A 13,227-nucleotide genomic window follows, 5' to 3' on the forward strand; every position below is an offset into this window, starting at 1 on the left:
ACGTATATACTTCCCGCCCCATTTTAGAGTTCGAAGGTTAAGATGAGAATCGCATTAGGTATCGAATATAACGGTACAAACTACTTTGGTTGGCAACGCCAAAGAGAAGTTAAAAGTGTTCAAGAAGAGCTGGAAAAAGCGTTGTCCATCGTTGCGAATCATCCTGTAGAAGTTCAGTGTGCAGGTCGTACTGATGCTGGCGTACACGGTACAGGTCAAGTTGTTCACTTCGATACCAACGTAGATCGTAAAATGGTGGCTTGGACGATGGGCGCGAATGCGAACATGCCAAGTGATATTGCTGTTCGCTGGGCTAAAGAAGTTTCTGATGATTTCCACGCACGATTCTCAGCAACAGCACGCCGCTATCGTTACATCATTTTTAATCATACGTTGCGTCCAGGTATCTTAAACTCTGGCGTCAGTCACTACCACGGTGAACTGGATGAGAAAAAAATGCATGAAGCAGGGCAATATTTGTTGGGCGAAAACGATTTTTCGTCGTTCCGTGCTGCGCAATGTCAGTCTCTTAGCCCGTTCCGTAACATGATGCACTTAAACGTGACGCGTCATGGCAATTACGTGGTCATTGATATCAAAGCGAATGCGTTTGTTCATCATATGGTTCGTAATATCACCGGTAGCTTGATCAAAGTGGGACGCGGTGAAGAAAAACCAGAGTGGATCAAGTGGCTACTAGAGGCAAAAGATCGCAAAGTTGCGGGTGCAACAGCAAAAGCAGAAGGTTTATATTTGGTAGATGTGGATTATCCGCAAGAATATGATTTACCGCGTGTTCCGATCGGACCGTTATTTTTGCCAGATAATTTGAACTAAATTTATAAACTTGCTTCAAAATATCGGTAGTTTGGACTGGAATCGCTCGGAAACTATGCGCTATTAATGATAACAAAAATAGGTACAACCAGTTTTTTATCTACAGTAGCGGCAAGATATGGTTTAATCCGTCGTTGTTATTACGAATTTATATCTTTCGCAATGAAGCGGAAGAGTTGAGAGAAAAGGTCTTCCATGAGTTGGCTTGAAAAGATTTTAGAGAAAAGTAATCTTGTAAGTTCACGTAAAGCTTCTATCCCAGAAGGTGTGTGGACTAAATGTACCTCTTGTGAGCAGGTTCTTTACCATGCTGAACTGGAGCGTAACCTAGAAGTATGTCCTAAATGTAACCATCACATGCGTATGAAAGCGCGTCGTCGTTTGGAAACATTCTTGGACGAAGGTGACCGTGTTGAGTTAGGTTCAGATCTTGAGCCTCAAGACAAACTGAAGTTTAAAGACTCTAAGCGCTATAAAGAGCGTATCTCTGCGGCACAAAAGAGCAGCGGTGAAAAAGATGCATTGATAGTAATGCAGGGTGAACTGTTGGGTGTACCTCTAGTCGCTTGTGCATTTGAATTCTCTTTCATGGGTGGTTCAATGGGTTCTGTGGTTGGTGCTCGTTTCGTGAAAGCGGTCGAAGCAGCAATCGAAAACAACTGTGCACTAGTTTGTTTCTCTGCAAGTGGTGGCGCTCGTATGCAAGAGGCATTGATGTCTCTGATGCAAATGGCGAAAACCAGCGCAGCATTGGAGCGTCTATCAGAAAAAGGCTTGCCATTTATTTCAGTACTGACTGACCCAACTATGGGCGGTGTGTCTGCAAGTTTGGCGATGCTTGGCGACGTTAATATCGGTGAACCTAAAGCTCTTATCGGCTTTGCGGGTCGTCGTGTAATCGAGCAGACAGTACGTGAAGATCTTCCAGAAGGCTTCCAACGCAGTGAGTTCCTGCTTGAGCACGGTGCAATCGATATGATCGTTGATCGCCGCGAAATGCGTCAGCGTGTGGGTGGTCTTATTGCTAAGATGACTAATCACAAGTCTCCTTTGGTTGTTTCGGTTAACGAATCTCCAAATGAAGAAGTTTATTCTGTACCAGAAGCGGACGAAAAAGGGTAAAGTATCAACTAACATAAAGCCAAAGAAATTAATGGTTAAAGTTAGATGACACAAAACTCAATTCCTCAAGCCACATCCTCTCTAGAGATGTGGCTTGATTATTTAGCAAATATTCATTCCTCAGCAATCGACCTTGGCTTAGACCGTGTTCAAGCGGTAGCAAACAAAGCCAATCTCACCAAACCTGCTCCAACGGTTATCACTGTTGCCGGAACCAACGGCAAAGGATCAACGTGTGCGTTAATGGAAGCGATTCTGCTAGACGCTGGCTTCACAGTAGGCGTTTACAGTTCACCGCATCTTATTCGATACAATGAGCGTGTGCGCATCAATGGCGTCGACGTGGAAGACGCGAAGCATTGTAAAGCGTTCGACTACATAGAAAAGCAACGAGGTGACATCAGCTTAAGTCTGTTCGAATTCGGGACCTTGGCGGCGCTGCGTATTTTCCAAAGTGAAAAGGTGGATGTCGTTCTACTTGAAGTCGGTCTAGGCGGTCGCTTGGATGCAACAAATGTCGTTGATCACGATGTATCTGTTATCACCAGTCTGGCCATCGATCACGTTGATTGGTTGGGGGACGACATCAATGTAATTGGTTTCGAAAAAGCAGGTATTTACCGTCCGGGTAAGCCAGCGATTTGTGGCCAGCCATTACCTCCTGCAACCGTAGCCGCACACGCGGATGACATCGGTGCTGAGTTCTTCCAAGTCGGTATCCAGTTCGATTATCAGCTCACTGAAAAAGGCTGGAAGTGGACGAGTGGTGCTTTTGACCTTGAAAATCTTCCCGTTCCGTCGTTACCGTTACCAAATGCGGCAACCGCACTAATGGCGCTTGGCGCTTCAGAATTGCAAATCACTGACATAAACATCGTCAATGGCTTGAATAATGCCCGACTCGCAGGTCGAATGCAGGTTCTACAAAATGAGCCAGTAATCGTACTTGATGTTGCACACAATCCACATTCGGCAGAGTACTTAGTGGAAAAAGTGAAGCAACAGTATGCGGATAAAAACATTCATACCGTAATTGCGATGCTGCACGATAAAGACATTAAATCGACCATAGAAGCTTTGGCTGCCATTGCTACTGAATGGTACCCAGCATCGCTTACAGGCCCTCGTGCCGCGTCAGCGGATGAATTGTGTCAGTATCTACCTGAGGGGCAGATTAAGTACCTAACTCCTGTAGAAGCGTTTGAACGTGCGAAAGAGAACGCTCGAGAGGAAGACGTTATATTGGTGGTTGGTTCATTCCATACCGTGGGTGAGGTACTGGAGCATTGGCAATCAAGTAATAAATAACCAAAGGTAATTTGATGGCAAGTAAATTTCAGAGTCGTTTGGTCGGCACTATCATTCTGGTTGCGGTGGGCGTTATTGTGCTTCCTGACGTACTAGATGGTAAAAAGCTTCACTACAAAGAAGAATTTGCCAGTATTCCTATCAAACCTGAGCTTGATAGCGATGTGGAAAACTTCGAGATATTAGAGCCAGTTGAAGATGACATTGCACTACCAGAATCTCCAGTAGAAGCTGTGCTACAAGAGTCAGAAGAACCTCAAGTTGCCGTAGCTGAGCCTGAGACAACGTCTAAACCGAAGGCTCAAGCTGAACAAACTAAGCAACCAGCAGTAGTTGAAGTGGTTCCGCGTCCAGTTGAAGAAAAAAATCAATATGAAGATTCTGGTTGGATCATTCAGTTGATGGCGCTAAAGAATCATGACAATGCGGTCGCATTAGTTGAGGATCTTCAGAAGCGAGGTTATCAAGCTCACGCGAAGAAAGAAAATGGCTTTACTCGTGTAATTGTTGGTCCTGATGTGTCGAAAAGTAAACTTGAACGACAAGTTCAAGAATTACAAAAAATTACCGGCTCAAAAGGTCAATTGCTTAAATTTAAGCCGTTAAATCCATAAGAAAACGTTTGCGTCAGCATTTTTTCTGTTAAAATGCGCGCCAACTTAAGATGAAGAAAATATGAATTGGTTAGATTTTGTCATTTTAGGGGTGATCGGGTTTTCAGCTTTGATCAGTTTAGTTCGCGGTTTTGCTAAAGAAGCGTTGTCTTTGATTATTTGGTTTGGAGCGTTTTTTGTCTCCAGTAACTACTACACCAAATTAGCGGTGTATTTCACCAACATCGAAGACGATATGTTTCGAAACGGAGCGGCGATTGCGGCGTTATTTGTCGCAACTTTAATCGTTGGTGCAGTGGTGAATTACGTCATTGGTCAACTAGTACAAAAAACAGGGCTATCAGGTACCGACCGACTTCTAGGAATGGTATTTGGTGGTTTACGCGGAGTGTTAATCGTTTCTGCGGTGCTGTTTTTTATGGATGCGTTTACTGCATTCCCAAGCTCGGATTGGTGGAAAGCATCACAGTTAGTTCCTGAGTTCAAACGTGTGATCGCTCCATTCTTCGAGCATTTACAAGCAACATCAAGTTTTCTGTCTGGCACTATGTAGTAGTGCCAGCTACTGTCGCAAATCGAGGATTAGGACATGTGTGGTATTGTTGGAATCGTGGGCACAACCCCTGTAAACCAGTCTATTTATGACGCGTTAACGGTGTTACAGCATCGTGGCCAAGATGCCGCGGGTATTTGTACCATAGAAAGCAATCGTTTTCGTCTGCGTAAGGCGAATGGTTTAGTCAAGGATGTGTTCGAAGCAAAACATATGCAACGCTTGCAAGGTGACGTTGGTATCGGCCATGTTCGTTACCCAACTGCTGGTAGTTCAAGTGCTTCAGAAGCTCAGCCTTTCTACGTAAACTCTCCTTTCGGTATTACACTTGCCCACAACGGTAACTTAACGAACGCTAATCAAGTTCGCCAAAAGCTGTTTGAAAAAGACCGTCGCCATATCAACACGACATCAGATTCAGAAGTATTGCTGAATGTCCTTGCTCACGAAATCGATTCTGTTAAAGGGAATGTAACGACAGAAGACGTATTCCGCGCGGTTACCAACGTTCATCGTACAATTCGCGGCGCATACGCCGTAACAGCAATGATCATTGGTCACGGTATGGTTGCATTCCGTGACCCGAATGGTATTCGCCCTCTATGTTTGGGTAAACGTGAAGTAAATGGCAGAACGGAATACATGGTAGCGTCTGAATCTGTCGCTCTTGATGCCGTTGGTTTCGACTTCATGCGTGATATTGCACCAGGTGAAGCAGTCTACGCGACATTCGATGGTGAACTGTTTACCAAGCAGTGTGCAGACAATCCAAAGCTAAACCCATGTATTTTTGAATTCGTGTACTTTGCTCGTCCTGATTCATTCATCGACAAGATTTCTGTTTACAGTGCTCGTGTAGAAATGGGCAAAAAACTTGGTGACCGTATTCGTGAAGAATACGCCGATCTTGATATTGACGTAGTTATCCCAATTCCAGAAACGTCTTGCGACATCGCTTTGCAAATCGCTCAGGCGATCGACAAGCCATACCGTCAAGGTTTTGTGAAAAACCGTTATGTAGGCCGCACGTTTATCATGCCGGGCCAACAACAGCGTAAGAAATCGGTGCGTCGTAAGCTGAATGCAATCCGCTCTGAATTCAAAGACAAGAATGTACTTTTGGTGGATGACTCTATTGTTCGCGGTACAACTTCAGAGCAGATCATTGAGATGGCACGTGATTCAGGCGCGAACAAAGTCTACATGGTGTCTGCAGCTCCGGAAGTTCGTTTCCCGAACGTTTACGGCATCGATATGCCAAGCGCGACTGAGTTAATCGCGCACGGTCGTGACAACGAGACTATCTGTAAGCAAATCGGTGCCGATGCTCTGATTTACCAAAAACTTGAAGATTTGGTTGAAGCAGTTGGCCTTGGCAACCAAGATATCACACAGTTCGATACTTCAGTGTTTAATGGTGAGTACGTAACTGGCGATATTGACCAGCAGTATCTGGACTTCCTGGATGGTCTGCGTAACGATGATGCCAAGACACAGCGCGAGATTCAGCAAGACCTGGCAAACCTAGAATTGCATAACGAAGGCGCGTAATTTTCGCCCCCTTTCAAATTGAAAAACCAGAGCTTTTGCTCTGGTTTTTTTGTTTCTGACGACATTCAAGATACATTAGTGAATGTTGTAAGCGATCACGTAATCGATGAACAGACGTACTTTTTCAGGTAAGTGATCTTTGTGGTTATAAAGCATGTAAATATCACGCGGGTTTGCGCTCCAGTCCGCTAATACACGTACTAAGTCACCGCGTTCGATGTACTCTTTAATCATGACATCCGGCATGAGCGTAATCCCCAATCCTTCAGAGCAGGATCTGCGCACGACATTTAGTGCATTAGCCTGGAAGCGAGCACGATCTGTGTTGACAACAGATTCACCCTTGCTGTTATTTAACGCCCACTTAATTAAAGGGTAACCTTTTAAAAGCGCGTGGTTAGAAAGTTCTTCAGCATGCTCTGGTGCTGGATGTACAGCAAGGTAGTCAGGACTGGCGACTAAAATATCTTTTACTTCACCGATTTTACGAGCAATCAGGCTTGAGTCACGTTGAGGGCCGACGCGGAAAATGACATCCCATTCAGTAGGATCCAGTTTATCGGCGTTGGTCTCTGTGGTCAGATCAATATTGATCTCTGGGTATTGTTTCATAAACCCATTGAACATCGGCATCATCATTCGCTTGGTCAGGTTAGACGGTGCAGATATTTTGATCCTGCCCGATGCCCCACGGCAATCGTCTGTAATTTCCTCTGCGGTCGAAGTAAGCCTTTGTAAGAGAGGTGAGCATTCCTTGTAAAAACGTTCCCCTGCCTCTGTTAGAGATAGCTTGCGTGCGTGACGGTTCAATAGTCGAAGATTAACGGATTCTTCTAGCGCTTGAATGCGTCGGGTGATGGTTGCTACCGGGATCATGGTTTTTCGCGAAGTTGCAGTATAGCTCCCGTTTTCGACAACCAGCCGAAACAGGTTTAGATCATCTAATTTCATATTTCCTGACACATTAAATTACGATTTAAGGCTAATTTATAATTAACTTTGTAATTAAAGATTGCTTTAAGTCAACATGTTGCACCATTTGACCACAGCATGCGTTTCTGAGCAAATTTAGATAGCTTGTAGAATATTTGTATAAACGCTTTTTTCAGACTACGTTTTATTAAAAGGTGAAATCACTCGAGGGATTGTCGGGGGAAGATTTTGCTGGATGAAAATACAACAATAATAAGCACATTGTAGAAAATTTGTTTTTTGACTGACCCATGTGAGGTGTAAAGGTATGTATAAGGCTCACAGTCAAACGGCAATGGTCTCGGCACGGGAAGCGGTTAATCATAAGCTAATCATGTTAGTTGATGATGATGCTATTTTTCGTAATGTAACCAATGCCTATTTAGAAAGTCAGGGTTTTGAAGTAGTAGAAGCTGAAAACGGCTTAGACGCACTTCAACAACTTAGGGAACGCCAACCCGATCTTGTCTTATGTGATTTATCTATGCCCCTGTTAGATGGCATAGAGTTCGTCGAAGAAGTTAGCCTAGAATATCCATATTTGCCGCTTATTGTGGTTTCCGGCACGGATGAAATGTCGGATGTCGCCAAGGCATTACGTTTTGGTATTAAAGACTTTCTGCCTAAACCAATAGGGAACTATAAGCACCTATCTCAGGCGATTGACAATACACTCGAGGATTGTGACTGCCACTTTTCTGAACAACGGGACTTTTCAAGCCAGTGGTTTAGAGTTGATGATGGCGGAGAGATACCTGATGAACAAGAGCTCCACTGGCATTTAGAATACTTACAGCAAAATCCGAATGCTGCGAGAAATCTATTACATGCTTTGTTACCTGACAAGGACACTTCACAAGGTGACTGGCGCTGTTCATACCGATTGCTTCAGTCAGCAGACGTTATGCCATTGGTATTTGACTACCGCTGGGTGATGAATGGACAGTTTGCTTTCTACTTGATTGATTCTGCTTCTCAGGAAAATGGTGGAGTAGGAACAACGTTGCTGGTAAGGGCTTTATTTGATGACTACTTGCGTAACTTGAAGAGCTTTAGTGCCGATCTGAAAGATATGGTAAGTATTATGGAGAAGGGGATCGAATGTTCAGAATGCGCAGGCGCTGTCAATGCAGTGTTTGGCGTTGCTGACCTGGCATCATCAACTGTCTCCATCTTGTCTGCGGGTTTAGACAACCAATGGTCAAATGGTGACGTTACTCAGCACATTAGCGCAGGAAATCGCTTGGGGGATGGAAGTTTGAAAAACTTTATAACTCGAGACTTACCGTTAAGTACAGCAGGACAATTGTCTATCGGATGTCTTGGTTCCTCAAGTTTTACTCTTAATATCGCTCGTCACGATTCGTAGAATAGAACACCGATTTGATGCAAAAGCAGTGCGTTGCACTGCTTTTTTTTCGTCAAATTACATCCGATTTATTAGTTAAAGGTTATATAACCTTACTTTTTGTTTGTATTTATTATTGACTGTATAAGGTATAGTCTGTGCCTAAACAATAATGACCCATTTGTGTAACGTATGCTTAACGTTGCGTTGTGGGAGAAACAAAGTCAAATAGTGAGAAGAGACATCATGGCAGACAAAGAGTTTAAAGAGCCTTATAATATTTTTTACTTTTTAGGTTTCATTGCAGTACTTATGATCCCAACACTACCTGCAACGCTAACCTGGCTGCGCGTGCTTAACGGTTACGCAGGTTAAGAATCTAGCTATTGTTTTCGGGAGTTCACCATTCGTATTAAGCGCTATTTTTTCAATACTGTTGGTGGACTCTGCATTATTCTTGGCATTGCCGGAATTGTTCTACCTCTTTTGCCAACCACTCCTTTTATATTGCTTGCCAGTGCTTGTTTTTTGCGTGGCAGCCCAGCATTTCGCGATTGGTTACACAATCACAACACCTTTGGTCCTATTCTGCACAATTGGAATAAGAATAAAGCCATCGATCCCAGGGTAAAGCAGCGAGGCTCGATATTTATTGTGCTGAGCTTTACGGTTTCTATCATCGTTGCTCCCATCATGTGGGTGAAAATTGTACTTTTAACAATGGCAATCGTTTTACTCAGCTGTTTTATGCGCCTACCTGTGATTGAGTCGGTTGCTGACCGGGAAGAAAATCACTAAGATTGTAGGGAATAGTGTGCCCGCTCTTCGAGTGGGCGTTTGTATTTTCAGCGCCTGTGACTTTCACAAAATAAGCACATAGTGATGAAAACCTATTGTTCGTTGCCCTCGGGATACTGAGATAAGATAGAGGGCGATGAGCTAATCTAAGTAAACCGGTATTATGACTACAGAAACAATTTCACTGATCAAATCTAGCATTAAAAGCATTCAAGATTACCCAAAACCAGGAATCCTTTTCCGTGACGTTACTAGCCTTCTGGAAGACGCTGCAGCGTATCAGGCGACTATCGGCCTATTGGTTGAGCGTTACAAAGAAATGGGTTTCACAAAAGTTGTGGGTACAGAAGCAAGAGGCTTCCTATTTGGTGCGCCACTAGCTCTTGAGTTAGGTGTTGGTTTTGTTCCGGTGCGTAAGCCAGGTAAGCTGCCACGTCCAACGATCGCACAATCGTACGAGCTTGAGTACGGCATGGATACTTTAGAAATCCATATCGATGCAATCGTAGAAGGTGACAAAGTACTTGTTGTCGACGATTTGCTGGCAACTGGCGGTACTATCGAAGCAACGGCTAAGCTTATTCGCCAATTAGGTGGTGAAGTTGAGCACGCTGCTTTCGTTATCAATCTACCTGAAATCGGTGGTGATAAACGTTTAGAAGCTTTGGGCATAAATGTATACAGCATCTGCGATTTTGAAGGACATTAATACATTCAATGAGTTATTTAGCTTTAGCGCGAAAATGGCGTCCTAATCAGTTTGACCAAGTCGTGGGCCAAAAACATGTCCTTACGGCTTTGGAAAACGCGTTAGCGCAAAATCGCCTCCACCATGCATACTTGTTCAGTGGCACTCGTGGTGTTGGTAAAACAAGTATTGGTCGATTGTTCGCCAAAGGGTTGAACTGTGAAACTGGTATTACCGCAACACCTTGTGGTCAATGCGATACTTGTCGTGAAATTGATGAAGGTCGATTTGTTGACCTGTTAGAAATCGATGCGGCATCGCGTACTAAAGTTGAAGATACTCGCGAACTGCTAGACAACGTTCAATATAAACCCGCTCGTGGGCGCTTTAAGGTGTATCTCATCGATGAGGTACATATGTTGTCACGCCACTCTTTCAATGCATTGTTGAAAACGCTGGAAGAGCCGCCGGAGTACGTCAAGTTCTTGTTGGCGACAACGGACCCTCAAAAGCTACCTGTGACGATTTTGTCTCGTTGTCTGCAGTTCCATCTGAAGCCAATCAGTGTTGGTGACATTCACCAGCAACTTGATTACATTCTTGGCCAAGAGCAAGTATCTGCAGAGCCGAAAGCTCTGGGGATGATTTCTCACGCTGCTGATGGCAGTATGCGTGACGCTCTTAGTCTGACTGATCAAGCGATTGCTTTGGGTAATGGTGTCGTGCAAGCGGATATCGTTAGCCATATGTTAGGCACGATCGATACCGATCAGGCTATTCATTTGCTTGAGTCGATCAGTAGTAAACAGCCTCAACAAGCAATTGAGAAAATTCAGCACCTTGCTTCAATTGGCGTGGAGTGGGACGGCTTGTTACAACAAGTGGCTACCCAATTACATCGAATCGCCATGTATCAAGCTTTGCCATCTACGTTAGATCAAGCTCAGCCAGATGCAGAAAAAATCGAATTATTGAGTAAAGCGCTCAGTCCACAAGATGTACAGCTTTACTATCAGATTGCGATCAAAGGTCGTGAAGACCTCGCGTTGTCACCAAATGGCCGCGTCGGCATGGAAATGATTGTATTGCGCATGATGGCATTTCGTCCGTCGGCAAGTAACAGTGCCAATGTCATTTCTACGGAGACGCAACCACAGTCTGCGTCTACACCGAATGTGAATCAGCGAAAAGCAGAGACAGCTCCAACTCCGCAGGCTTCGGTTCAACAACCGCATCAGCGTCCTGCTCATAAGCCTCTAGAGCGAACGACTGCTCAACCAGTCAGCCAGCCGATGGCCAATAATCCAGTGCCGATTCAAGAAGAGCCGCAATATCAGCCTGACTACCAATCAAGTGGTTACGATATGGCACCGCCGCAGTATGATATGGCACCACCGATGAGTGAAAACCCGGCGCCTGTGCAGTCAGTTTCCAATCAATCGGTGCAACCTCAACAAGGCGCGGATAGTGCACCAGCCACTCCTGCTCGTGGAGGATTAAGTGGTTTGCGTCATCAACTGCGCTCACAGCGTCAGGGCCTACAGCAAAATACACCTCAGCAAAGTGGTGGCCCAAAAAAGTCTAAAGCGGCATCTGCAAAACCAGAATCGGTGATTGATCGTGTAGCGCAACGACACGGTAATTCCGCGCAGGTGTCGCCAAGCTCTACGCTCCAAGCGGAAGAGCAAGCTGTTGAAGAAGCGTATCGCTGGCGTCCAAGTAAGCCTACCGAGACAAAAGTTAATACAAAACTGACACCTACGCAGCTCAAGCAATCTCTTGAGCATGTAAAAACGCCAGAAATGGCGCAAAAGCTGGTCGATGAATCTCTAGAACAAAATGAGTGGGCAAAGCTAATCAGTCTGATGAACATGCCTAAGCTGGTGGAGCAACTTGCGCTAAACTCACATTATAGTAAAGAAGGTTCGACCGTTTCTTTGCAGCTGAGAAGTAGTCAGGCACACTTAAATACAGATAGAGCACAAGCTGAGTTACTCAATTCCTTAAATACGATTTTAGGTGAGGACTGCCATTTGACGGTTGAAATTGGCGAAAGTGGCGAAACACCGCTGGAGCTGCGAGACCGACTCTATCAAGAGAAATTGCAACAAGCACTGAATAGCTTAGAAAGCGATCCAAATGTTCATTTTATTGAACGTAGATTTGCTGCAGAGCTTGATAAAGATAGTGTGCGCCCTATTTAATATCAATCGTAGTAAATAGCTGGTCATTCTAGCTTGTTAAAATACTCGATAACTGCGTTACCTTTTTCGTTTAAAAAGAAGGTTGATTGTAGAATAACTACTTATCGAAAAATTTTGCCTTGTTATCAAGTATTTTTCTTACGCTATTTCTGACCACTTACTTACTGTGATTGGTATAACAATTGAATGGAGTGGGGTTGAAAAAGTAATGTTTTATCCCCATTAACTGATGCAACACCCAATTAAACCAGAGAGATAAACATGTTTGGTAAAGGCGGTATGGGCAACTTAATGAAGCAAGCCCAGCAAATGCAAGAGCGCATGCAAAAGCTTCAAGAAGAAATCGCGAATATGGAAGTAACTGGCGAGTCTGGTGCTGGTCTAGTTAAAGTAACAATCACTGGTAGCCACAGTGTACGTCGTGTTGACATCGATGAAAGCTTGATGGAAGACGACAAAGAAATGCTGGAAGATTTGATTGCAGCAGCATTTAACGATGCAGCTCGTCGTGTTGAAGAAACTCAAAAAGAGAAAATGGCTTCTGTAACTGGCGGTATGCAACTACCACCAGGTATGAAAATGCCATTCTAATCTGCTGAATATTATTTAAGCGGATTTTCAATGCGTACCAGTCATATGCTGGAACAGTTGATGGAGGCCTTACGTTGTCTACCTGGGGTTGGTCCCAAGTCGGCACAGCGTATGGCCTTTCATTTGTTACAGCGAGATAGAAAAGGCGGCTTACAACTCGCCGATGCACTTAACCAGGCAATGACGGAAATTGGCCATTGTTCAGAGTGCCGTACTTTTACTGAAGAAGACGTTTGCCATATTTGTACTAACCCAAAACGCCAGGAAAATGGCCAGATTTGTGTAGTAGAAAGCCCGGCAGACATTGCAGCAGTGGAGGCGACAGGCCAGTATTCAGGCCGATATTTTGTCCTAATGGGACACTTGTCTCCGCTCGATGGTATCGGACCAAGTGATATTGGTTTGGATGTGCTTGATTATCGTCTTCGTCGAGGTGATATTTCTGAAGTTATCCTGGCTACCAACCCAACGGTTGAAGGGGAAGCAACAGCACATTACATCGCAGAACTGTGTAAAGAACATCAGGTAGAGGCAAGCCGTATCGCACATGGTGTTCCCGTTGGTGGTGAACTCGAGTTCGTTGATGGAACTACGCTGTCACACTCGCTTTTGGGTCGACACAAGCTTTAAACTATCCAAAA

The 13,227-nt window shown here is 44.4% G+C and carries 14 protein-coding genes; 13 read left to right on the top strand and 1 reads right to left on the bottom strand.

Annotated features, from left to right (window positions below; genetic code table 11):
• Positions 1 to 42: 42 nt before the first annotated feature.
• The 6 genes from truA to purF all read left to right on the top strand — a co-directional run bounded on the left by truA (position 43) and on the right by purF (position 5,985).
• Positions 43 to 837 carry a tRNA pseudouridine(38-40) synthase TruA gene (truA, locus tag WJM94_RS23365; RefSeq protein WP_444496551.1) on the top strand — a complete coding sequence of 265 codons (795 nt, stop codon included), beginning with the start codon at positions 43 to 45 and terminating at the stop codon, positions 835 to 837.
• 195 nt (positions 838 to 1,032) lie between these two features.
• The gene (accD, locus tag WJM94_RS23370; protein ID WP_444496552.1) at positions 1,033 to 1,959 is read left to right on the top strand and encodes an acetyl-CoA carboxylase, carboxyltransferase subunit beta; all 927 of its coding nucleotides are present in this window, start codon (positions 1,033 to 1,035) and stop codon (positions 1,957 to 1,959) included.
• Positions 1,960 to 2,004: 45 nt separating this feature from the next.
• Complete coding sequence (gene folC / locus WJM94_RS23375; RefSeq protein WP_444496553.1) at positions 2,005 to 3,267, top strand: bifunctional tetrahydrofolate synthase/dihydrofolate synthase; 1,263 nt, start codon at positions 2,005 to 2,007, stop codon at positions 3,265 to 3,267.
• A gap of 14 nt (positions 3,268 to 3,281) precedes the next feature.
• Positions 3,282 to 3,881, top strand: coding sequence for an SPOR domain-containing protein (locus WJM94_RS23380; RefSeq protein ID WP_444496554.1), 600 nt, complete (start codon positions 3,282 to 3,284; stop codon positions 3,879 to 3,881).
• A 61-nt stretch (positions 3,882 to 3,942) separates the two neighbouring features.
• Positions 3,943 to 4,434 carry a CvpA family protein gene (locus WJM94_RS23385; protein ID WP_444496555.1) on the top strand — a complete coding sequence of 164 codons (492 nt, stop codon included), beginning with the start codon at positions 3,943 to 3,945 and terminating at the stop codon, positions 4,432 to 4,434.
• Between the two features lie 36 nt (positions 4,435 to 4,470).
• A complete protein-coding gene (gene purF, locus WJM94_RS23390) occupies positions 4,471 to 5,985 on the top strand; it encodes an amidophosphoribosyltransferase (protein ID WP_444496556.1) in 1,515 nt (504 codons plus the stop codon).
• A 75-nt stretch (positions 5,986 to 6,060) separates the two neighbouring features.
• On the opposite strand, the gene WJM94_RS23395 is transcribed toward purF, so the two are convergent.
• Positions 6,061 to 6,936: a LysR family transcriptional regulator gene (locus WJM94_RS23395; RefSeq protein WP_444496557.1), complete on the bottom strand. Its 876-nt coding sequence runs from the start codon at positions 6,934 to 6,936 to the stop codon at positions 6,061 to 6,063.
• 289 nt (positions 6,937 to 7,225) lie between these two features.
• Here WJM94_RS23395 and WJM94_RS23400 point away from each other — a divergent pair, with 289 nt between their 5' ends.
• The 7 genes from WJM94_RS23400 (at position 7,226) to recR (ending at position 13,216) form a co-directional block, all read left to right on the top strand.
• Positions 7,226 to 8,326: a response regulator gene (locus tag WJM94_RS23400; RefSeq protein ID WP_444496558.1), complete on the top strand. Its 1,101-nt coding sequence runs from the start codon at positions 7,226 to 7,228 to the stop codon at positions 8,324 to 8,326.
• 225 nt (positions 8,327 to 8,551) lie between these two features.
• Positions 8,552 to 8,680, top strand: a complete 129-nt coding sequence (locus WJM94_RS23405) for a hypothetical protein (protein WP_259344848.1) — start codon at positions 8,552 to 8,554, stop codon at positions 8,678 to 8,680.
• A gap of 36 nt (positions 8,681 to 8,716) precedes the next feature.
• Positions 8,717 to 9,103: a YbaN family protein gene (locus WJM94_RS23410; protein ID WP_444496577.1), complete on the top strand. Its 387-nt coding sequence runs from the start codon at positions 8,717 to 8,719 to the stop codon at positions 9,101 to 9,103.
• 163 nt (positions 9,104 to 9,266) lie between these two features.
• Positions 9,267 to 9,812: an adenine phosphoribosyltransferase gene (apt, locus tag WJM94_RS23415; protein WP_444496559.1), complete on the top strand. Its 546-nt coding sequence runs from the start codon at positions 9,267 to 9,269 to the stop codon at positions 9,810 to 9,812.
• A gap of 8 nt (positions 9,813 to 9,820) precedes the next feature.
• Entirely contained in the window at positions 9,821 to 11,995 is a 2,175-nt protein-coding gene (gene dnaX, locus WJM94_RS23420; RefSeq protein WP_444496560.1) for a DNA polymerase III subunit gamma/tau, read from the top strand.
• A 261-nt stretch (positions 11,996 to 12,256) separates the two neighbouring features.
• Positions 12,257 to 12,586 carry a YbaB/EbfC family nucleoid-associated protein gene (locus WJM94_RS23425; protein WP_005460082.1) on the top strand — a complete coding sequence of 110 codons (330 nt, stop codon included), beginning with the start codon at positions 12,257 to 12,259 and terminating at the stop codon, positions 12,584 to 12,586.
• 30 nt (positions 12,587 to 12,616) lie between these two features.
• Positions 12,617 to 13,216, top strand: a complete 600-nt coding sequence (recR, locus tag WJM94_RS23430) for a recombination mediator RecR (protein WP_444496561.1) — start codon at positions 12,617 to 12,619, stop codon at positions 13,214 to 13,216.
• The last annotated feature ends 11 nt before the right edge of the window (positions 13,217 to 13,227 follow it).

It is taken from the genome of Vibrio sp. YIC-376, from assembly GCF_052353105.1.
Lineage (GTDB): Bacteria > Pseudomonadota > Gammaproteobacteria > Enterobacterales > Vibrionaceae > Vibrio.